This window comes from Flagellimonas ochracea (assembly GCF_009903685.1).
Classification (GTDB): Bacteria; Bacteroidota; Bacteroidia; order Flavobacteriales; family Flavobacteriaceae; genus Flagellimonas; species Flagellimonas ochracea.
The window spans coordinates 613,723-634,909 of the sequence record NZ_JAAABI010000002.1; the positions used below are offsets into that span (position 1 = coordinate 613,723).

Below are 21,187 nucleotides of genomic sequence, written 5' to 3' on the forward strand. Positions count from 1 at the left end.
TTTATGATTTGATTAGAATTGCCCCGGAAATCATCACGATTAACCCTACTATTTTCTTCATGGTGATTGGCTCAAGAGGCATGTCGAACCATCCGAAATGTCCAACTATTGTAGCGAAAATGAGTTGCCCCGCCAGACCGAAGGTCACTGCTTTGGAAATGCCCAATCTTGGAATGATGTAGTAGAAAAGCGTTACTGCAATAAAGCTCAATAGGCCTCCAGTCACCCACATATATAAAGGAATCTCCTTGAGTTGGCGCATGCTTGGAAACTGTCGTACAGTGATTGATACAGCAATCAGTGTGAAGCTAGCTCCCAAGGTTAATGCTGTGGAAGTGGCCAGTAGCGAATTGTTTAGCAGGATGCCCAGACGGGCGTTTATTACACCCTGAATTACCACCATAATTCCAACCGAAAAGGAAAGAAGAAGCAATGTTGGATTGTTCATCTTCAATTTATTTAGAGTTAATCGGGATTGCCAAAGGCCGCATGGGTGAGCCACTTGCACCTTTAAGTTTCAGGGAAGCTGCAATGAAGGCGAATTCATATACATTGTCATCAGACAGTTCTTCTAAGTTCATTTGTTCGATGAACATCACACCCTTTTCGGCCAGCAAGTATGTGTGCACAGGAACCCAATTATCTTTTCGTTCGGGAGGGAATGCTTCAAAACTGAGATTGTCCGCACCTAAAAGCATAATGCCATGGTCTTCAACCAACCACTTTACCGCATCAAGGCTGATACCGGGATAGTTGTCGAGATAGTGATCGGCATGCTGATAAAACTCGGCTTGACCTGTACGGATAACGACAATATCACCCGGCTCCAGCCTTGTTCGCTGTTTTTTAAGTGCATCCTTAAGATCATTGGAGGTAATCCGATAGTTATTTGGGAGCCTCCCTTTGGAAGCTTTAACATCAATCATTACTCCACGCGCAATGATAGGAGGGATGGTCTCTGCGCCTGTCTTTTTCCAGCCTTTGTCTCCCAGGTGTTCTTCGGGAGTGAAGCCGTTCCAGATTTTTCCATCCAACCCAAAGTGATTTAGGGCATCAATGTGGGTGCCCATATGTGTGTACATGGAAATGGCATCTCCAGTGTAGCTCACCTTACTATTCATGGTTTTACCCAGTCCATTTGGGTTGTCCACAATAGTTCCGTGAGGGGTATGTGTAAGCCAGTATTGGTACCCTGGATCGCCCAATGCACTAAAGCTTGGCATACCTACAAAATATGTCATACTTAAGTCATAGATCTTCCCAGATTTTATTTGGGATAATACGTTGAGGCGAGATACATCGGACATTAGGTTAAGCGTACCGATTTCATCATTAAATCCCCATGGGCTCTTACCCGCTGTTTCTTTTCGTTGAGCAAAGGTAACCAACTGGGAAGCAAGCACTATTGCTAATAAAAAATGTGTTCTTTTCATGATTTGAATAATTTGTTTTTGCAAATTTTCTAACCAAGAAGACCAAATCAATTAAGGTATCTTAAGAAAGCTTTCGGGCAAGATTTTTTCGAAGGACGCTTAGGTGTTCTGGTGTTATTCCCAAATAAGAGGCAATCATATATTGTGGAATCTGTTGTTCCATTACACGATACCTTTGTATAAATTCAGTATAACGCTCTTCAGCGGTTTGACTCATAGTGTTGATGGTTCTTTCTTGAAGTGCCACATATCCATTCTGAGTTTTAATTCTGAAAAATCGATCCATCATATGGACTTGGTCAAACAGGGTGTTAAGTTGGTCCCTGTAGATTTGCAAAATAATACTATCAGTAATTGCCTGAATGAAGAATTTGGCTGGCTTTTGTGTAAGATAGGCGTATAGGTCATTCACCCACCAAACTTTGATTCCAAATTGAAGAATATGTTCCTTCCCGGTTTCATCGATATTGTATAGCTTGATGCATCCTTTTGCTATAAATCGCATATGGTTTGATGGTTCTCCTGCTCGAAGCAAAAACTCTTTTTTCTTTAGCTTAACGGATCTAAAAGCAGCTTTAATAAGTATAACATCCTCTTTGGTTAGGGGGACGAGATTGCTAATATTATGGATTAAGGGGTCATACATCAATAATCAGCTAATCATTTTTATAAGTCGAAATATAATTTTGTTTGCACGCGTGTACGACTAAGTTACATTGATGTAAAATACATTTATATACCTCAAATATAGCGGATAAACGTTAAATTTTGTACGATTTAACCGTTTACAGACGATACTGCAATCGTATTCCCCCATAGTAGTTTCGGGCATTGCCTGGGTAAAAATAGCGTGGTTCACTGCCCCCAAACCCTACTGCATTGATCAACACGGATTGGGCAAAACGGGTGTTAAAAAGGTTGTTGACCCCCACGTTTACACCGAGGGAAAAACGGTTGGCTGCAGGGATACCGTAGCTTAGTCGGGCGTTGAACACATTAAAGGCTTCACTGCGCAGTGTGTTGGCATCGGTCAAGGGGATGTCGTCCACAAACAAATGGGTGAGGTTGGCCCGAAACCCCTGCTTGTGCACCACATCAATCCCCGAACTGATGCGGTGTTTGGGCACCCCGGTCAACGGATTTCCCGAAAAGTCGTTGTCGCCGTCCACAAAATCCACAAATTTATGGTCATTTAGTGTATAGCTGACATACGGTGCAATAACCAATGTTTTATCCACCAACAGTCGATATTTTGCATCCAGTTCCAAACCTTGGTGGCGGGTTTCTCCGGCATTTCGCCCAACAAACTGGTCTTCGCCCACTCGTTGGGCCACCAACAAATTTTGGATGTCCATACGGTAGAGCGTGGCCGCCACCCGCAACTTTCGGTTTAAGAAATTGAAGATACTACCTAGTTCGTAACTGGTTCCGGTCTCTTGGGCAATATCTGGATTGATGATGCCGTCCGGAGTCAAGGTCTCCTCCAGACTGGGGCTGGAAAACCCACGGCTTATATTGGCGTGGAGTTGTCCTTGGTCAAACATGTAGCGCAGTCCAAAGCTGGGTAGCACAATGGGATCAAAATCACGTTCTGCTGAGGTATTTTCGGGTCCTGTGTTGAACAAATCCCGAAAATCATAGTCCGTTTTGTTGACATTGAGTCCCAACTGGGCTGAAAATTTGGAAGACAAGGGATAGGTAATCGTACCGAACAGGTTCAGCTGGGTCCGGAACTCCTTGTTATCACTGATTTGGTCCCCTTTAAAACTGCCATCCCCATCCCGGTCCCGAAATAAGTTCCTAAAGGTGCTCCATTCGTATTCGTCCTTGTAGAGTTCCCCACCTAGGGTATAATTGGCCTGTCCCCAGTCACCGTTGAACACACTTCGCATCCCAAAGCCATTGGTGAATTCTTCCAGAATATTGAACGGCCGGGGTTCGTCATGGTCCAGATAGGTATAAAAAACGCTGGTGGTGTTTTTCAGTTTGTTGGATAGCTCATAATGATGGTACACCCCCGCCAAGGTGTATCTATTGGCCTCAAAGCCCCTTGCGGCCAACCAGTTGGCGGCAGCCCTCCGCGGGTCTTCACGAAAATCCGTAGCGCTGATGGAACTGGGTATTTGTGCGGTATAATCGATATAGTTCAGCAAAAACCCCAAGGTGCTTTTGGAGCTTAGGGCGACATGGGAATTCACCAGAAGTCCATCACGGACAAAGCGGTTGTTCTGTCGGAAGCCATCAGTTTCCAAATGATTGTAACTTACCTTGATGCCAAACTTCTTTTCTTGATGGCTAAACGAAAGGTTGTTTTTGAACATATTGAAAGAACCCACCGTAAAATTGTTCACAAATCGTGTGCTGCCCTCTGGGGCCAGTTTGGTGTTCAGCAGAATCGCGCCGCCCAAATTGGCACCGTAAGCAGTGCCTTTGGGCCCTTTGATGACCTCAAGGGAACCCAAATTTTCCAAATCGAACGCTTCAATGGTGGAAAAACCCGTGCCATTGGTCACGGGAATGCCATTGAAATAGAGACGGAGCTTGTCCGTTCCGAAAGGAGTCCGCGCTCCCACCCCTCGAATGGTGATTCGGTTGGTATTCAGTGCGCCGGAAAGCACATAAATCCCAGAAATCTGATTGATGGCGGAAGGAATGTCCGTTGGGTTGAACCGCTCAAAAGTCTGGGTGTTTATGGTCGAAGAGGCTGTGATGCCCGTTGCTTTTTTGGGAGTGATTTCTTCCAAAAGGATGATTTCATCCAATTGGGTGATGGAATCTTGTTGGGTTTGTTGTGCCAAAGCGACATTGCCCGAGAGCAGAAGAAGTAAAAATCCTAAAAGCGAACGGAGGTTGGATTCAGGCATGGGGAACAATTATTTTTTAAGGCTGATGGTCTTCCCTTTCTGGGCACTTTTTCGGGCTGCATCCAAAATCTCCATGACGGTCATGTTGTTTTCCAAAGCCGATAAGTCAGTCGGGGCTAAGGTTTTTTTGCCTCGAACCACCGCAGCAAGCAGCGAAAAAGGGTCATTGTAGGGTGCGGGTCGCTCCTCCAGAGTAAGTTGCTCCTCATGGAAGCCATCGTAACCTTCAGCTATGCGCACACGAAGTGTGTTTCGATTGTCCGCATAGATGGCCCCGGTTAGACCATAGAGTTCCATATCCTTTCTGCCAATGGGCCAGTTCCAAGAGGCCTGGACAATCGCTTGGCAATCATCATAAGCCAAAATCAGGGTTGCTTCATCATCCACTTTGGGATTGTTTTCCGACTGAAATTGTTGCGTAATGGCTGTTACAGCATTAGGTTTTTTGCCCTTTTTCAACCAAGTCATCAAGTTGGCGCCATAGCAGCCAAAGTCGGTGATGGCACCACCACCGTTTTGCACCGGGTCCTGTAGCCAGTCCAGAAACTCTTGGTTGACACCTATTTTGACCGGTCCCCGGTGTCCATCACGAACGATAACTTTTCGCAAATCGCCTATTTTGTCCGCTTCCAACAATTTTTTCGCTTCGTGATTGGAAGGGTACCAGGTAGTTTCATAATTGGTAAGTAGATGAATGTTGTGTTTTTCGGCTAGGGCCTTCATTTGTTTGGCATGGCCCATGTTCACAGTTAAAGGTTTTTCCACCATCACATGGATGCCCTTGGGAGCGCAGGTCACCACCACTTCCAAATGTTCATAAATAGTTCCGAAGGCGGTTACGGCTTCGGGTTTTGTGACTGTAATCATTTCTTCCAGGGAATCGTAGACCAAGTCCATAGAAAAACCGTGTTGGTCCGCATAGCGTTGGGCCAGTTCTCGGTTGGATTCGGCAATGCCCACAATTTCGATATCTCCAATATCCTCCCGACCCAAAATCCAGTGTACGTGGGTATGGGTGAGTCCCGCAACACCAATTTTAAGGGGTTTTTCTTGGGCGTTTGTTGTTGGGATTGTCATAAGGGTACAGAAAAGCAAGGAAAATGTGATACGGAGCATGATTGATGAATTGCCTATAAAAGTAATAACTAATTGGTTATTGCACCTAAGAATGCCTCCGTGGTTTTTATAGTGGCGAATTCATCTTTCAGATTGGCCAAAGCCGCCTTGATGGAAACGCCAACTTTCAAAAATATTGACCAACGCAGATGCGATTTACTTTGAACTGGATTTGTCAATATTCAGAAACCAATAATAATTGAAAAGTTTTTTACAAATTCCTACCATCAGTATTTGTTTTAGTAGCATCAAATGCGTACGGGGTTATGCTACGTAAAAGACAAAGCTTAAGAATGAACATGGCAGGTTTTCTATTCAAACACCACTTACCTTGACTTCAATAATGGGCTCTGAATATTAGCTTAACTACTTTTCTTCCCCTAGTGACCTATTCTTATTTCCAGAAATTCAATCTTTGCAGCTTTTCCAAGGGCTTATTAAATTCAACAATGAGATGGCCAAAGTATAAGTTGCCCCATAATGCAATTGCATATCCTGTACTTGCAAATGGACTATGCCCTCAATTTAATCTAGAATTCAAATCAAAATTCATAGTTTACGCTAAACCTTGTGAAATTTTAAAAGTTCATTAGTGGCCTGAATACATAATACCATCTATTTTGTAAGTTAACGTTTACAGGGACAATCATTTTCTGTGCATTTCGATTCAAGAATATCTTAAAATCGGTTACAAATTGTATTTTTAATAACAGTGATTTTACAAGAAAAAAAATTGTAGAGTCTGAAAAAGAGAGAATAATGGTTAATTAAGAAGACTTTTTAGTCATTACTTTCTCCATTGTCTTCAAAAAATCTTTGTTTCTTAAAATAGGAAAGCATTCTTTGGCCATTCAAACTGACCCGACTTTGATACTGAACACGTTACAGAAGCAAATTGCCGGTTTTTGGGCAAGCCCGAACACAACGTTTTTTATAAGACGTTTTGTCTTCTTCTTATGTGGTCTTTGGGTTCTTTTTGGAACTAGTATAGAAGCTCTTGCCCAAAGCATTCCCGAACGCAAAACCAAAAAGGTTCCTTTTACCATTTTTGAAACAGACAATGAAGAAATCAATATACATGATTTACTTAAATCTGATGAGCTTTTTGTCTCTGTGGATCAAATGCCAAAACGCAGTGATCCCGATAAGATATATTGGGTAAAACTTGATTTTTTAAATGAATCGGACACTCTGAGAACCCAAGATACCTGGTACCTCAGATCAGGCATATCCTTTTCTTTCGCAAAATTATTGTATTCTGATGAAGACAAGCTTAAAGAAAAGGACTTTGGCATATTTGATACCTCCAAAAACAAGACGAGTAGTTTGAATTTTCTTGGTATCGACTTTCAACCTAGCAATCTGATTGAAGGAAAATATTTGTATTTGAAGATACGGCCATTACGTAGATTTTCTGAAATCGACACCTGGAGTTTTGGATATCTATCGGAAGGCAGTCATAAATTCTATACTGATTACTATGACTTTAACGATCTGCAAAGATGGTTTCCTCCCTATCTTTTCAGTGGTGCGTGCACTATCTTATTTTTGATATTCTTGGTCATTTACTTCAACACTGGAAAATTAGAATTTCTCTACTATGCTCTTTATATAATGTTTTCCTCTATCTACCTTACCTGGTCTATGATTCCAATTCCTGGACTTCGCAATATTCTCTATTCGTATGATGGACACTGGTTGGGAATGATTTCGCAAGTTTTTATCAATCTTTTTTACGTGTTGTTTATAGCCTATTATTTGGAAACCAAGAGAAATTACCCAAAGTTGCATAAGTTCATTCTAATAACCTTTACAACTCTTGTAGTTGTAATAGCTTCCCATGCCATCGCCTATTTTTTTTTAAGGAAACACTCTTTACACCTTCACATTCTGAATCTTCAGCGCTATTTTATGACGGCGTTTGCGTTATTTGGAATGGTCTATTTATTACGTAAAACAAAGGATAGGTTGACTTTGTTCATTGTTTTTGGTTCATTTGCGTATTTATGTGGTGCGCTCTTGTTAATGGTCTCCAAAAACCGTTTTTATATGATAGGCGGTGTGAGTCTTGAAATCATAATTTTTTCTTTGGGTCTTGCTTACAAAATCAAAAAAGAATACGAAGCTCGACTTAAGCTTCAAGAAGAGGTGTCGTTAAAGGAAATCAGTGCTCTTAGAGCCCAGATGAATCCGCATTTTATTTTCAACTCCCTCAACTCCATTCAGCATTTGATTTTGACCGACAATAAAAAGGCAGCTTTACAGTATCTGACCAAGTTCGGAAAACTCACCCGACAGGTGCTGGATAACTCCATTGAGGCCCAAGTATCCCTCTCTGATGAAATACGCCTGCTCAATTCTTATCTTGAACTTGAATCACTACGTTTTGAAAATGGGTTTAAGTATAAGGTGGAAGTTGATGAAAATTTAGATACCGATGACATTGAAATTCCTCTGCTTTTGGTTCAACCTTTTGTTGAAAATGCCATACTGCATGGACTTCTCCCAAAAAAAGATGGAGAAAAAATACTTCGTGTTATTTTTAAAAAAAATGAAGAAAATGTAATCTGTGAGGTTGACGATTCGGGTATAGGAAGAACGGCTTCCCAGAATTTGAACAAGATAGCAAACAAAGAGAGAAAGTCGCATGGCCTAAAAATATCCGAGAAACGACTTCAGCTAATTTCATCAGAAACATCTGGCGAAAATCGCATAGAGATTGTTGACAAGTATGATTCGGAGGGGAATGCAGCCGGGACCAAAGTCATCATAAAAATTCAAGCAGCATAAGAATATACTATGCTATGGTTTTAAAAGCCGTAGTTTTTAGAAAACGAGAAAGACAGCAGAGCGGCCCCTATAACTCTTCTGTGAGCGCTTAATGCTGATTTCCTTACGCCCCAAAGTCCAATGCACATTAGTGTGGGTGAGTCCCGCAACGCCTATTTTTAAGAGGTGCTTCTTGGGAATTGCAAGCGACAATTCCTAAAAGGCAAAACAAAACCATGGAAGGGGCAGAGCCAGGCATTTGAATGAATTGCCCATAAAAACAACTAATTGCTTATTTCGCTTAAGAATGCCTCCGTGGTTTTTATAGTGGCGAATTCATCTTTCAGGTTGGCCAAAGCTATATCGTGGATTACTGCTGCAGGAATTCTATTCCCATCGATACCGACTTTGTCGAAAGCAGCCGTTGCATCGGAAATCAAGGTCACCTTAAAACCCAAATTGGCCGCCATCCTGGTTGAAGTTGAAACACAATGCTCCGTGGTGAGTCCCACGATCACCAATTTGGATATATCTTGCATGTTTAGGTGATTTTCTAAATCGGTACCGATGAAAGCACTGTTCACGTTTTTAGTAATCACTGGTTCACCCTCCAACGGTTGGACCAAAGGATGAAATGCATTGCTTTTTTTGGTAGGATGCAGCGGTGATTCCGGATTGGTGGAGCAGTGTTGAATGTGAAAAAGTGGCCAAGAGTTCTCTCGAAAAACCTTCAATATCTTTTGGCAATTTTCCTCAGCCAAAGGGTTGGTTCTTTCCGTTCCGTAAAATTCGGTTTCTTGTAAACCTTGCTGGATGTCGATAAGTAGTAAGGCTGTCATGAAGCAAAGTTAAAATCGAAATCCAATGGATAACCCTCCGCGGTACATAAAATCGTCCTGAAAATCCTCGGGATTGATATTTCTTCCGAATCCTGCAAAAACCTCCAAACTGAATTTTTGACTTCGGGTGACCCATTTGTTTCCCAATCCCAGACCCAAGGCGAATGTACTGTACTCTTCGTTTCTTAAGGTAACCGGTTCTTCGGTATCGTCATCCTCACCAGTATAATACAATCCAAATGCTTCCGCAAAAAAGCCGCTTCGGGGTTGATACCCAAAATACGCCCTAAAGTTGGGACCAATCCCAAAGTTTCCATTGTAGTCGGTCGCATCATCATCAAAATAGATGGTCCCCCCGATACTGGTGTCCTCGCTTAGGAAGTATTCGTAAGAACCTTCAACCGCAGTGGTTGCCAAAAAAAGGCCAATGTTAAATTTGATTTCATTGTTGTTATACAAAGCCGGATAGGCTTGGGCCATGAGTAGCGGACCTGCGCAAAGCATTCCCAAAAGCAATAGTTTTTTCATCATCGAGAGGTTAAAATACTGAATGAAATATCAATTAGCATTCCAAAAATCAAAGGTAAGGCATGTGGGGCAAAAGGCCATTTTAAGAACCCGAGTACAATGGCTATTTTTGGACAAAGATTTTTATGAAAATAGTATCGTACAATGTCAACGGTATTCGGGCAGCCATGAGAAAGGGTTTTGTGGATTGGTTGCAAACGGTAGATGCCGATGTAGTTTGCATTCAAGAGACAAAAGCCCTCCAAGAACAGGTAGAAGTCGGGCTCTTGGAAGAAATTGGATACCAACACCACTTTTGGTTCAGTGCCCAAAAAAAAGGATATAGTGGTGTTGCCTTATTATGCAAAAGGCAACCGGACCATATAGAGTACGGCACCGGAATCGATTATATGGACTTTGAAGGACGAAACCTAAGAGTCGATTTTGGAGACATTTCCGTTATGAGCATGTACCTGCCCTCAGGAACGAATATTGCTCGTCTGGAACACAAGCTCACCTACATGGCCGATTTTCAAAATTATGTCGACAAACTTAGGAAGGAACGCCCCAACCTGATTGTCTGTGGGGATTACAACATTTGCCACGAACCCATTGACATTCATGACCCGGTTCGAAATAAAAATGTATCTGGATTTTTGCCTGTGGAACGGGAATGGATCGGTAATTTCATCAAAAGTGGCTTTATCGACAGTTTTAGACATTTTAATCAGGAACCCCATAATTATACTTGGTGGAGCTATCGTGCCAACGCACGGGCCAACAATAAAGGTTGGCGTTTGGATTACGGGATGGTGAACGAGTCCATGGAAGACCGATTGAAACGCTCCGTGATTTTATCCGATGCCAAGCATAGTGACCATTGCCCCATACTTTTAGAGGTGGAATAACGTTTTCATCACAAAGAAAAAATACTTTTGCCAACACTAACAAGCCGAAAAATCATTGCATGAAATATACCCGACTGCCGCACACGGACATCAGAGTAAGTAAAATTTGTTTGGGAACCATGACTTGGGGGAGACAGAACTCGGAAGAAGAGGGCCATGAACAGATGGATTATGCTTTAGATCAGGGAATCAATTTTTTTGATACTGCAGAGCTCTATCCCATTCCTGCCAAAAAAGAGTTGTATGCGGTTACCGAGGAAATCATAGGAAGATGGTTCAAAAAGACCGGAAACAGGGATAAGGTAGTCTTGGCGTCGAAGATTGCAGGTAGGGCGGATTTCACCAAATTCATTCGGACCACAGGTTTTAACAGGGAATCCATCATTACTGCGGTGGAAGGTAGTTTGAAAAGACTTCAGACGGATTACATCGACCTGTACCAGCTGCATTGGCCTGAACGCAACACCAATTATTTTGGACAGCGTGGCTTCAATGCCCATCATATTGATGCTTGGGAGGATAATATCCACCAAGTTTTGGAAACACTACGCGATTTAATTGCCCAAGGAAAAATTCGACACGTAGGTCTTTCCAACGAAACCCCTTGGGGAGCCATGCGCTTTTTAGAAGAAAGCAAAGTGCACGAAAGTCTGCCCCGAATGTTGACCATCCAGAACCCGTATAGTTTGCTCAATCGACTTTTTGAAGTGGGACTTTCTGAGGTTTCCATGCGGGAGGGCCTAAGGTTGTTGGCCTATTCTCCCCTTGGATTTGGGGTGTTGAGTGGTAAATATTTGACCGAGATACCGCCTAGAAAAGCTAGGGTAACACTTTTTCCAAACTATAATCGCTATAGTGGCGAAAATTCTGTGGAGGCCACCAAAAAGTATGCTGACCTGGCCGAGGAGCATGGGTTAAGTATGGCCCAAATGGCTTTGGCATTTGTGAATACACGACCGTTTGTGACCAGTAATATTATTGGTGCTACGTCCATGGAACAACTCAAGGAAAATATTGAAAGTATTGATGTGGAACTTTCTGATGAGGTATTAAAAGGGATTGAGGAAATACATAGGATTATTCCGAATCCTGCACCGTAACGAACTAGCCAAATAAATCCGAAACCACGTCTTCAATTTTGGAGACTTTATGAACCTTAATAGCCGTGTTTTTTAGTCCGCTCTTGTTGTTTTTGGATACATAGATTTTAGTAAAACCCAATTTTTCCGCTTCCAAAATACGTTGGTCCACACGTTGCACGGGACGAATCTCCCCTGCCAGTCCCACTTCGGCGGCAAAACAAGTGCCTTCTTCAATGGGAATATCGGCATTACTGGATAGAATTGCTGCCATTACAGCTAGATCAATAGCGGGATCATCTACGGAAATACCTCCGGTGATGTTCAGAAAAACATCTTTTGCGGCCAATTTAAAGCCTGCTCTTTTTTCCAAAACAGCCAATAGCATGTTTAGCCGTTTGGCATTGAAACCAGTAGCTGAACGTTGGGGTGTTCCATAAACCGCAGTGCTGACCAAGGCTTGAATTTCAATAAGTAAGGGACGCATGCCTTCCACTGTGGCGGCTATGGCAGTCCCGCTTAAATTTTCATCGTTTTTAGAAATAAGTACCTCGGACGGGTTGTTGACTTCGCGTAACCCGCTCCCCTGCATTTCATAGATGCCCAATTCTGCTGTGGAACCAAATCTGTTTTTTAGGGAACGCAGAATGCGGTAGACGTAATTTCGATCACCTTCAAATTGCAGCACAGTATCTACCATATGTTCCAAGATTTTGGGGCCGGCAATAGTGCCGTCCTTGGTGATATGTCCCACTAAAATGACAGGTGTATGGCTTTCCTTGGCAAATTTGATCAGTTCCGCAGTACATTCCCGAATTTGGGAAATGCTGCCTGCGGCGGATTCTGTATAATCGGTGTGCAGCGTTTGGATGGAATCGATAATGACCAAATCGGGCTCCAACATCCCAATTTGTTGAAAAACACTTTGTGTTTTTGTTTCCGTAAGAATGTAACAGTTCTCGCTGTTGGGGTGAATACGGTCGGCTCGCATTTTTATCTGTCGCTGGCTTTCCTCACCTGACACATAAAGGGTTTTGTAGGGTAGCTTCAACGCAATTTGAAGCAGTAAGGTGCTTTTTCCAATGCCTGGTTCTCCCCCAAGCAGGGTCAACGAGCCTGGAACCAGTCCCCCACCCAGCACCCGGTTGAACTCTTGGTCCAGGGTGTCCATACGCAGTTCTTTCTCATGGGTAATTTCTGAAATGCGAAGGGGTTTGTTGGCCTGTTTACTTGAAACCTCATTGGTCTTCCAGCTTCTTTTTTCCTCTTTTTGCACCACTTCTTCCACAATGGTGTTCCATTGTTTGCAGGAGGTACATTGTCCAATCCATTTGGGATATTGAGTACCACAATTTTGACAAAAAAAAGCTGTTTTGGTCTTGGCCATTCATTTATGATGAAGAGCCTAAAGATATGGATTTTGAGTTTTGAATGATTGGACTGTTGGATTTTCAAGACTGATTCTGGCCAACAATCCAGTAATCTAAACTGCTGTAACCCTAATACCCAAAGTCTGCCTTGAGGGCATCTATTTTTTCAAGGGCCATATCCTTGGTCAAAAAATCGATCTCTTCCATTTGAAAAGCCTTTTCAAAGGTCTTGAACGCTTTTTTGGGCTCACCGAGCTCTTCATAATACTCCCCTTCAAAATAGAAGCCCAACATGGTCTCGGGAAACTCTTTTTTACAGAGTTCCGCCAGGGGTTTTAGGGATTCAAAATCATCCTTTTTTAAACAGGCGGCATAAATGGCCATAATATCGTTGAGCTCCACTGGCTTTTCAAAACCGAACAGTTGTTCAATCATACCATACCTATTTTCGAGGTATGTAAATACGGGCTCATCAGAAGTCAATATTTCGGTTTTGTATTCTTTTGGACTGATAGGCTGGAACATTCTGAATACGTTGTCGAACGCCTTTGCTATTCCGTAGGCGGCAATGGAGGTATGGTCGGCATCTTCATATTCATCAAAGAAATAATGTAAGGATTCTTTGTTTATGGATTTAATGCTGTGATTCATTTGCAGGATACGCTGTCTATCATCTGTAGGCTCTTTTTCCAGAATCAGATTGTAGAAAATTACCTGATCCAGTGCGGATAGGCGTGCTGGCACTCTAGTTTCCATTTCGGTTGCCAAAACCGGAGAAATACTTACATAGGAGTTGAAAAAGGAGTTATCCTTGAATAAGAAGAAATTCCCAAAATTGGCGGTGATGTCGTGCCCGATGAACATTTTAAAGGGAGCAACATTATAGCTGGTTGCTAGGTACGGAATCAGTTCTGTGCCCAAAAACTCGTAGAACATTTTTCCTTTTTCAGTTGGTAAGCCGGAAGCCTCCTCGTAATCGCAATCTTCCCAACGAATGTCGTTCTCACCTTGGTGAACGCCAACAACAATGGCTTCGGGCATGCGGCCCAAGCCACTTTGAAACTTTGCATTGGCCACTACAAGATCAAATAGATATTGTGCATCCAAGACTACAATCAATGGATATTTTTGTTCTTCGGAGTAATCTTCGGGAAAGTAATAGGAAACGTCCCTACGCTCCTGTAGTTTGAACGATTCAAAAATTTCGTGTTTAACCTGAGCCCCTAGGTTGATACAGATAAGGCCCACAAACAGGAAGAGCCAGTTTTTCATAGATTTGGATTTTAAGTTGGCAGGGGTTTACCGATTTCTATTCAATAACGGTAATACAATAAAGGATATTGTACCGAAGGCAACCACCATAAGGGTCTGTGCAATCCACATAATCCATCCAAAAGCATCTCCTGAAACGGAGCTGATGCCAAAAATGCCCAAAGCTGCACTTACAGCAATCGGATATAGCCCTATACCGCCGTTTGTAGTGGACATTGCAAAGGCACCGGCGACAAAGGCCACCAACAACTCACTTAATGAAAGTGTGGTGGTTTCGGCAACGGTATATTTTATGACCCAAAACATACCAATATAAGCAGCCCAAATGAAGAAAGTGTGGAATAGAAAAGCCCATTTTTTTTTCATTTTGAAGACGCTCATTACACCATCAAGAAGGCCGTTAAGAAAGGCTTTTAATTTGTTGGCCAACGGGGATTTTGATTTTCGAATGAGTGCCGTGGCAATAAATAGACCGATGATGCCTATGAAAAGGATGCCAAATGCCCCCAGCAAGTTGATGCCTTTTTCTTCCAAAAAGCCCAAGATGATATCGGTTTGCAGCATGAGGGTAATCAAGATGACAAGCAGTAACATCAAAAGGTCGATGACCCTTTCGGTGACTATGGTGCCAAACCCTTTTTCGAACGGTACGTTTTCGTAGGTGGTCAATGCTGTGGCCCTAAGGATTTCTCCTGATCGTGGAATACCCAAATTGGCAAAGTAAGAAATCAACACAATAAAGATATTGTTGATGATTCGGGGGCGGTATCCCATGGGTTCCAAAAGATAGTTCCATCGAATCGCCCGGGATATATGGCTCAGTATCCCAATTACGACAGAAACAGAGACCCAAAATGGACTTGCATTGGAAATGTAGTGGATGATTTGTTTTCGCTCTTCAGGGGTAGTAGAATTGTAAGAATACCACACCAAAAAAAGCCCAAAGGCGATGGGAACAAAAATCTTCAGGAATTTTTTTAGGGATTTGCCCAAAACTAGTTCAATAGATTGGTGGCTTCGTTGGGGAAGACCAAGGCAGGATTGAAGGATTTGGCCTCTTCAATGCTCATCCAGGCATAGGTAATCAAGATCAAAACGTCACCAACGGCCACTTTTCTAGCGGCGGCTCCGTTCAGGGTAAGCTCTCCAGACCCTCTAGGCCCTGGTATCGCATAGGTCTCCAATCGCTCTCCGTTGTTATTGTTCACAATTTGGACTTTTTCTCCCCTAATGATGTTGGCGGCATCCATCAGATCTTCATCAATGGTGATGCTCCCTATATAATTAAGGTCTGCCCCGGTAACTTTTACCCTGTGAATTTTAGATTTTACAACTTCTATCTGCATGTCGCAAAGTTATCAATTCAATCTTAGATTGTCTATTAGGCGGACGCCATCTGCATAAACGGCAATGAACGCCCTGTATTTTGTATTTTTTTTTCTTTTGGTAAGGGGTGTCAGTGTGTCCTCATCTGCAATTTGAAAGTACTCCAAGTCCAACACTTGGTTTTTTTCAAACTCTGACCGTACCCAAGCCGCTATATCCTTAGCATTTTCCGTGCCAAATTTTGACTTGGCAGCCATAAGGATTTTATGGATAAAACCAGCTTCTTTTCTAGTCGTTTTTGAGAGCCTTTCATTACGGGAGCTCATCGCTAGTCCGTGTGGCTCTCGTTCAATGGGGCAACCTATAATCTGATAGGGCAGATTTTTGGAAGCTACCATCTTCTTGATAATCTGTAACTGTTGAAAATCCTTTTCTCCAAAATAGGCGTTGTTGGGAGTAACCGTTTTTAACAATAGCTCCACGATGGTGCCCACTCCATCAAAATGTCCTTTTCTAAATTCACCTTCCATTATCTTGTCCAGTCCATCAAATTCATAGGATTGTGATTGCACATTGTTACCGTACATGGCATCTATGGTTGGAGCAAAGACCACAATATCGGGGGATACCAGGTTTAATGTATCAAGGTCGTCTTTCAAGCTCCTTGGATATTTTTGAAGGTCATCCTTATTATCAAATTGGGTTGGATTAACAAAGATGCTTACGACCACAAGATCATTTTCCTGAAGTGCTTTTTTGACCAATGAAACATGTCCTTTGTGCAAAGCGCCCATTGTGGGCACCAAACCGATGGAGCGGACGCTTACTCTTTCTTTTTGAAGGTAGTCCTTGAGTTCTCTTTTCTGGTCAAATAACAGCATATCGCAATTAAAAAGCGAGCAAAAATACTATAAATACTGGTAATCGGCATAATTTTTGTACTTTTGCAGCTACGTTTTTTGGACAAGCAAAAGAAAGTGTTTATGAATGGTAAAAAGATATTGTTTGTATCTTCTGAATTAGTGCCTTACCTGCCTGAGAATCCCGTTTCCTTAATGTCGTATGAAGCTCCGAGAATGGTCAACAGCAATGGGGGTCAAATCCGTATTTTTATGCCTCGTTATGGCAATATAAACGAGCGGCGACACCAACTTCATGAGGTCATTCGGCTCTCTGGGATGAACTTGGTAATAAATGACATGGACATGCCCTTGATCATTAAGGTAGCCTCCATACCGAGAGAGCGTATACAGGTCTATTTTATTGATAATGATGAATACTTTAAAAGAAAAGCTACTTTCTATGACAAAGAGGGCAATCTTTTCGCGGACAATGATGAGCGCGCCATTTTCTTTGCCAAGGGTGTGGTTGAAACCGTTAAAAAGTTAAATTGGTCCCCAGACATAATTCATGTGCACGGCTGGATGGCCTCCTTGCTTCCCCTTTATTTAAGAAAATATTACGCGGATGAACCCTTGTTTGCCGACAGCAAAATAGTCACCTCGGTATATGGAAGGGATTTTGATGGAGAGCTCAATTCGGAAATGATTGACAAGATTGCTTTTGACGGTATTGAGAAGGATGGTATAGAGCCATTGTCCCGCCCCGACTATAATAATTTGTTAAAAGTGGCAGTGAATCATTCCGATGCCATTATTTTAGCCTCTGAGGATATTTCAGATGATTTGAAAAAATATATTGAAAATCTTCAAAAACCAATTTTGCCCTACGTTTCACTTCAAGAAGCTGAGGAAGCATACACAAATTTCTATAAAACAGAAGTTCTAAAATAAATTGCATGAAATTTTACGGGTCCCTTAAAGCTTCAGCCCTGGTTGGAGCTTTGTTTCTTCTAAGTATTTCCTGTGAAGAGGAATTGGATACCATCGGTGAAGGTGTTATCGGTGGTGAGCCATTTACTACGGGAAAGGAAGTGTACGACGTTTTTTCGTTCAACAAAAGTGTGTCCGCTGTACAGACCAATAGGTTGCCCCTTTATCAACTGGGCACTTTTAATGACCCCATTTATGGACAAAGAAAGGCAAGCATTGTAACACAGGTTTTATTGTCCACCTCAAACCCCACATTTGGGAATTTAACGCAGGCCAATGAAGACGCTGCTGATACTGATGGGGTGGATGCCACTATTCCAGAAAACGAGACGGTAAAGGAAGTGTTTTTGTACATCCCATTTCAGCAACCACCCAGTTCACTTCAGGATAGTGATGGCGATGGGGTTCCAAACGAATTTGACAATGATTCCAGTAACCCAAATTCAGATGAGGATGGCGACGGGGTGTCGGATAATGATGAACGACTACTAGGATCTGACCCATTTGATCCCAATGAGGATGGCACCGGAGACGATTTTGTGGCCAATACCTTCCAAAGAACCTTTGATTTAGACAGTATATATGGAGATCGAAGCCAAACGTTCAATTTGATGGTTTCCCAATCAACATTTTTTCTTAGGGATTTGGACCCCAATACCAATTTTGAGGAAGCACAGACCTATTTTTCTAATCAGGACTTCTCCAGCTTTATAGGCATGGAGTTGTTCAATGGCGAGGTATCGATAGATAACAAGGAACTATTGTTTTTTGCGGAGGATGACCCTGATACAGAAGACGTAAACGAGTCTCTAACCGTGGTGGAGAACCGATTGAACCCTGGTATTCGGGTACCCTTAAATGCTGCGTTTTTTCAGGAAAACATTTTGGATAAGGAAGGCCAGCCCGAATTGTTGAGCCAGAATAATTTCAGAGATTTTTTTAGAGGAATACACTTAACGGGAGCTAGCGATTCGGAAGAATTAATGTTCTTGTTGGATTTAACGCAAGCCAACATCACAATTACCTACGAATATCAGGACTATAACGAGGCTAACGAAACCGTTGAGACTTCTGAAAGGGATTTTGTTTTGAACCTTATTCAAATTGCACAAAATGGCGGCCTTATAGGCAATGCGGTCAATACAATTGCCAATGACCCATTTTCACCAGATATCGTCAGCGCATTGGATACTGAGGAAAATGCCTCAAGAATATATGTAAAAGGAGGCGGCACGCTAACTGAGGTACGATTGTTCGATGAACTTGAAAACGGAGGTACAGAAATCATAAATCAAATAAAACAAAACAATTGGATCATTAACGAGGCCAATCTGGTGTTTTATGTAGATCAAAACACCTTAGGGGGTAATGTGATAGAGCCTCCGCGACTCTATTTGTACAATGCCGAAACCAACCAAGTTATTTTTAATCCCGCAACGGAAAATGATATTGTAGATGAGCCTCTAGGACGTTTTTTGAACTATGATGGCATATTGGAACAGGAGAACAATCTCGGTACAAAATATACGATCCGTATCACGGAGCATATAAACAACATTGTTGTTAGGGACTCAGCGAATGCGCGATTGGCCCTAACACTCACGTCGGACATTCGAAATGGATTTGTTTTTGAGTCATTGGGAGTTGGGGATTCAAGAATTGATATACCCGTGATGTCTTCCATCAGCCCTTTGGGAACTGTCTTATTTGGGAGCAATGTGGATGCCGCAAACGAGGATAAAAAACTAAAACTTGAAATTTTTTATACCGAAGCCAATTGATGAGGTGAACCATTCAAAGATTTTTTTAGTTATATAGCACAAAGAATAATCAAATTCATCTAATCCAGCGTACTTTTGGGCAACGTATATTTACTTAAATACTTTTCTTATGTGTGGAATTGTCGGATATATTGGTCATAGAGATGCCTATCCCATAATCATAAAAGGGTTGCAAAGGCTGGAGTACCGCGGGTACGATAGTGCCGGAATAGTTTTATTCGATGGAGTGGATACCCATTTGTCCAAAACCAAAGGAAAAGTGGAAGACTTGAAGAAAAAGTCAGAAAGTTCAATATCTCTTGATGGGAAATTGGGCTTGGGCCACACCCGTTGGGCCACCCATGGAGTGCCAAACGATATTAATTCCCACCCACACTATTCTAACTCGGGAGATTTGGTGATCATACATAACGGAATCATTGAGAACTACGAGTCCATTAAGAAAGCATTGATCAAGCGGGGATATTCTTTTGAATCTGACACAGATACTGAAGTACTTGTTAACCTCATTGAAGAAGTAAAAAAGAAAGAGGGTGTAAAGTTGGGCAAGGCGGTACAAATTGCGCTCAACCAAGTTGTTGGTGCTTATGCAATCGCCGTTTTTGATAAAAATAAACCAGACGAAATTGTCGTAGCCAAGTTAGGGAGCCCGTTGGCCATTGGAATTGGAGAAAATGAATATTTTATTGCCTCAGATGCATCACCGTTCATAGAATTTACCAATAACGCGGTGTATCTGGAAGATGAAGAAATGGCCATAGTCCGAATAGGGAAAGAAATTAAACTTCGTAAAATAAAGGATGATGCCATTGCCTATCCAGACATCTTGGAACTTCAATTGAATCTTGAGGAAATAGAAAAAGGAGGGTATGATCATTTCATGCTCAAAGAAATCTATGAACAACCCAGAGCTATCTTGGATACTTATCGAGGACGTTTGCTTGCGGACCAAGGAATTATCAGAATGGCGGGCATTGACCAAAACTTGGAAAAGTTCTTAAATGCCAACCGAATCATCATAGTGGCATGTGGCACTTCGTGGCATGCAGGTCTTGTTGCCGAATATATTTTTGAAGATTTGGCTAGAATTCCCGTTGAAGTTGAATACGCTTCGGAATTTCGTTATCGAAATCCGGTCATCACCGAAAATGACGTGCTGATAGCCATCTCCCAATCCGGGGAAACAGCCGATACATTAGCGGCCATAAAATTGGCCAAGGAAAAAGGCGCCTTTGTTTTCGGGGTGTGCAATGTAGTTGGTTCTTCTATCGCCAGGGAAACCATGGCAGGAGCTTATACCCATGCCGGACCCGAGATAGGAGTGGCCTCCACAAAAGCGTTTACGACGCAGATTACGGTGCTTACCTTGATTGCCTTGAAACTGGCCCACGAGAAAGGAATCTTCTCAAATTCAAAATATCACGAATACCTTACAGAGTTGGAGGGCATTCCGGCCAAAGTTCAAAAAACTTTGGAATCCAATGCATTGGTCGAGCATATCTCTGAAATTTATAAGGATTCGAGCAACTGTCTTTATTTAGGTAGGGGTTACAATTTTCCCGTAGCATTGGAAGGAGCATTGAAGTTGAAAGAAATCAGCTATATCCATGCTGAAGGCTATCCAGCGGCTGAAATGAAGCATGGCCCCATCGCTTTGATAGACGAACAAATGCCAGTTGTTGTAATCGCAACCAAAAAAGGACACTATGAAAAGGTGGTGAGCAACATACAGGAAATCAAATCAAGGAGTGGACGAATTATTGCTGTGGTCACCGAAGGTGATAAAACGGTAAAAGAATTGGCAGACCACGTTGTTGAAGTTCCAGAGACATCAGAAAGTCTTACTCCGTTGTTGACGACCATCCCTTTACAATTGCTTTCATATCATATTGCGGTCATGAGAGGTTGTAATGTAGATCAACCACGAAATTTAGCTAAATCGGTTACCGTCGAGTAACTTCCCAGAATATCATAATCTATGAAATGGCGCTGATATCAGCGCCATTTTTATTAACTATGCATATATTGAGGGGATTTTTTAGCAAAAAAGTATTATGCATGCATAATTTTTTTCAATTTTCTGGAAAGCAA

General features: G+C 42.2%; 18 protein-coding genes. 6 read left to right on the forward strand and 12 right to left on the reverse strand.

From position 1 onward, the window contains the following. Position 1: 1 nt before the first annotated feature. From GTQ34_RS08395 to GTQ34_RS08415, 5 genes are all read right to left on the reverse strand, one after another. Positions 2-448 carry a DMT family transporter gene (locus GTQ34_RS08395; protein ID WP_166523322.1) on the reverse strand — a complete coding sequence of 149 codons (447 nt, stop codon included), beginning with the start codon at positions 446-448 and terminating at the stop codon, positions 2-4. A 7-nt stretch (positions 449-455) separates the two neighbouring features. Next, positions 456-1,433, reverse strand: coding sequence for a cyclase family protein (locus GTQ34_RS08400; RefSeq protein ID WP_166523323.1), 978 nt, complete (start codon positions 1,431-1,433; stop codon positions 456-458). Between the two features lie 61 nt (positions 1,434-1,494). After that, entirely contained in the window at positions 1,495-2,079 is a 585-nt protein-coding gene (locus GTQ34_RS08405; protein ID WP_166523324.1) for a Crp/Fnr family transcriptional regulator, read from the reverse strand. Positions 2,080-2,218: 139 nt separating this feature from the next. Then, positions 2,219-4,297: a TonB-dependent receptor family protein gene (locus tag GTQ34_RS08410; protein ID WP_166523325.1), complete on the reverse strand. Its 2,079-nt coding sequence runs from the start codon at positions 4,295-4,297 to the stop codon at positions 2,219-2,221. A gap of 9 nt (positions 4,298-4,306) precedes the next feature. Then, positions 4,307-5,413 (reverse strand): Gfo/Idh/MocA family protein, encoded by a 1,107-nt coding sequence (locus GTQ34_RS08415; RefSeq protein ID WP_166523326.1) that lies wholly within the window; start codon positions 5,411-5,413, stop codon positions 4,307-4,309. A gap of 816 nt (positions 5,414-6,229) precedes the next feature. On the opposite strand from GTQ34_RS08415, the gene GTQ34_RS08420 reads away from it, so the two are divergent. Further along, the gene (locus GTQ34_RS08420) at positions 6,230-8,203 is read left to right on the forward strand and encodes a sensor histidine kinase (RefSeq protein WP_166523327.1); all 1,974 of its coding nucleotides are present in this window, start codon (positions 6,230-6,232) and stop codon (positions 8,201-8,203) included. A gap of 263 nt (positions 8,204-8,466) precedes the next feature. Here the strand turns inward: GTQ34_RS08420 and GTQ34_RS08425 are convergent, their stop codons facing one another. Together GTQ34_RS08425 and GTQ34_RS08430 are read right to left on the reverse strand one after the other, a co-directional pair. Further along, complete coding sequence (locus tag GTQ34_RS08425; protein ID WP_166523328.1) at positions 8,467-9,021, reverse strand: cysteine hydrolase family protein; 555 nt, start codon at positions 9,019-9,021, stop codon at positions 8,467-8,469. 9 nt (positions 9,022-9,030) lie between these two features. Beyond that, positions 9,031-9,549, reverse strand: a complete 519-nt coding sequence (locus GTQ34_RS08430; RefSeq protein WP_166523329.1) for a transporter — start codon at positions 9,547-9,549, stop codon at positions 9,031-9,033. Between the two features lie 125 nt (positions 9,550-9,674). Between GTQ34_RS08430 and GTQ34_RS08435 the strand changes: the two genes are divergently transcribed. Together GTQ34_RS08435 and GTQ34_RS08440 are read left to right on the forward strand one after the other, a co-directional pair. Continuing rightward, positions 9,675-10,436, forward strand: a complete 762-nt coding sequence (locus tag GTQ34_RS08435; RefSeq protein ID WP_166523330.1) for an exodeoxyribonuclease III — start codon at positions 9,675-9,677, stop codon at positions 10,434-10,436. Between the two features lie 59 nt (positions 10,437-10,495). Continuing rightward, the gene (locus GTQ34_RS08440; protein WP_166523331.1) at positions 10,496-11,536 is read left to right on the forward strand and encodes an NADP(H)-dependent aldo-keto reductase; all 1,041 of its coding nucleotides are present in this window, start codon (positions 10,496-10,498) and stop codon (positions 11,534-11,536) included. A gap of 4 nt (positions 11,537-11,540) precedes the next feature. Here the strand turns inward: GTQ34_RS08440 and radA are convergent, their stop codons facing one another. The 5 genes from radA to panC all read right to left on the reverse strand — a co-directional run bounded on the left by radA (position 11,541) and on the right by panC (position 16,364). Then, positions 11,541-12,902, reverse strand: a complete 1,362-nt coding sequence (gene radA / locus GTQ34_RS08445) for a DNA repair protein RadA (protein WP_166523332.1) — start codon at positions 12,900-12,902, stop codon at positions 11,541-11,543. Positions 12,903-13,014: 112 nt separating this feature from the next. Beyond that, entirely contained in the window at positions 13,015-14,157 is a 1,143-nt protein-coding gene (locus GTQ34_RS08450) for an alpha/beta hydrolase (RefSeq protein ID WP_166523333.1), read from the reverse strand. 27 nt (positions 14,158-14,184) lie between these two features. Continuing rightward, on the reverse strand, positions 14,185-15,150 hold the full coding sequence (locus GTQ34_RS08455) for a lysylphosphatidylglycerol synthase transmembrane domain-containing protein (protein ID WP_166523334.1): 966 nt from the start codon (positions 15,148-15,150) through the stop codon (positions 14,185-14,187). A 2-nt stretch (positions 15,151-15,152) separates the two neighbouring features. Then, entirely contained in the window at positions 15,153-15,503 is a 351-nt protein-coding gene (gene panD / locus GTQ34_RS08460) for an aspartate 1-decarboxylase (RefSeq protein ID WP_166523335.1), read from the reverse strand. A gap of 12 nt (positions 15,504-15,515) precedes the next feature. After that, entirely contained in the window at positions 15,516-16,364 is an 849-nt protein-coding gene (gene panC, locus GTQ34_RS08465) for a pantoate--beta-alanine ligase (protein WP_166523336.1), read from the reverse strand. A gap of 102 nt (positions 16,365-16,466) precedes the next feature. Between panC and GTQ34_RS08470 the strand changes: the two genes are divergently transcribed. From GTQ34_RS08470 to glmS, 3 genes are all read left to right on the forward strand, one after another. Continuing rightward, positions 16,467-17,276 (forward strand): glycogen/starch synthase, encoded by an 810-nt coding sequence (locus GTQ34_RS08470; protein ID WP_166523337.1) that lies wholly within the window; start codon positions 16,467-16,469, stop codon positions 17,274-17,276. 5 nt (positions 17,277-17,281) lie between these two features. Then, positions 17,282-19,096 (forward strand): DUF4270 family protein, encoded by a 1,815-nt coding sequence (locus tag GTQ34_RS08475; RefSeq protein ID WP_166523338.1) that lies wholly within the window; start codon positions 17,282-17,284, stop codon positions 19,094-19,096. A gap of 109 nt (positions 19,097-19,205) precedes the next feature. Continuing rightward, positions 19,206-21,053: a glutamine--fructose-6-phosphate transaminase (isomerizing) gene (glmS, locus tag GTQ34_RS08480; RefSeq protein ID WP_166523339.1), complete on the forward strand. Its 1,848-nt coding sequence runs from the start codon at positions 19,206-19,208 to the stop codon at positions 21,051-21,053. The last annotated feature ends 134 nt before the right edge of the window (positions 21,054-21,187 follow it).

Coding starts and splice junctions, on each gene's coding strand:
- GTQ34_RS08395 (WP_166523322.1), bottom strand. CDS start 448: ATGAACAATCCAACATTGCTTCTTCTTTCCTTTTCGGTTGGAATTATG.
- GTQ34_RS08400 (WP_166523323.1), bottom strand. CDS start 1,433: ATGAAAAGAACACATTTTTTATTAGCAATAGTGCTTGCTTCCCAGTTG.
- GTQ34_RS08405 (WP_166523324.1), bottom strand. CDS start 2,079: ATGTATGACCCCTTAATCCATAATATTAGCAATCTCGTCCCCCTAACC.
- GTQ34_RS08410 (WP_166523325.1), bottom strand. CDS start 4,297: ATGCCTGAATCCAACCTCCGTTCGCTTTTAGGATTTTTACTTCTTCTG.
- GTQ34_RS08415 (WP_166523326.1), bottom strand. CDS start 5,413: ATGCTCCGTATCACATTTTCCTTGCTTTTCTGTACCCTTATGACAATC.
- GTQ34_RS08425 (WP_166523328.1), bottom strand. CDS start 9,021: ATGACAGCCTTACTACTTATCGACATCCAGCAAGGTTTACAAGAAACC.
- GTQ34_RS08430 (WP_166523329.1), bottom strand. CDS start 9,549: ATGAAAAAACTATTGCTTTTGGGAATGCTTTGCGCAGGTCCGCTACTC.
- GTQ34_RS08435 (WP_166523330.1), top strand. CDS start 9,675: ATGAAAATAGTATCGTACAATGTCAACGGTATTCGGGCAGCCATGAGA.
- GTQ34_RS08440 (WP_166523331.1), top strand. CDS start 10,496: ATGAAATATACCCGACTGCCGCACACGGACATCAGAGTAAGTAAAATT.
- radA (WP_166523332.1), bottom strand. CDS start 12,902: ATGGCCAAGACCAAAACAGCTTTTTTTTGTCAAAATTGTGGTACTCAA.
- GTQ34_RS08450 (WP_166523333.1), bottom strand. CDS start 14,157: ATGAAAAACTGGCTCTTCCTGTTTGTGGGCCTTATCTGTATCAACCTA.
- panD (WP_166523335.1), bottom strand. CDS start 15,503: ATGCAGATAGAAGTTGTAAAATCTAAAATTCACAGGGTAAAAGTTACC.
- panC (WP_166523336.1), bottom strand. CDS start 16,364: ATGCTGTTATTTGACCAGAAAAGAGAACTCAAGGACTACCTTCAAAAA.
- GTQ34_RS08470 (WP_166523337.1), top strand. CDS start 16,467: ATGAATGGTAAAAAGATATTGTTTGTATCTTCTGAATTAGTGCCTTAC.
- GTQ34_RS08475 (WP_166523338.1), top strand. CDS start 17,282: ATGAAATTTTACGGGTCCCTTAAAGCTTCAGCCCTGGTTGGAGCTTTG.
- glmS (WP_166523339.1), top strand. CDS start 19,206: ATGTGTGGAATTGTCGGATATATTGGTCATAGAGATGCCTATCCCATA.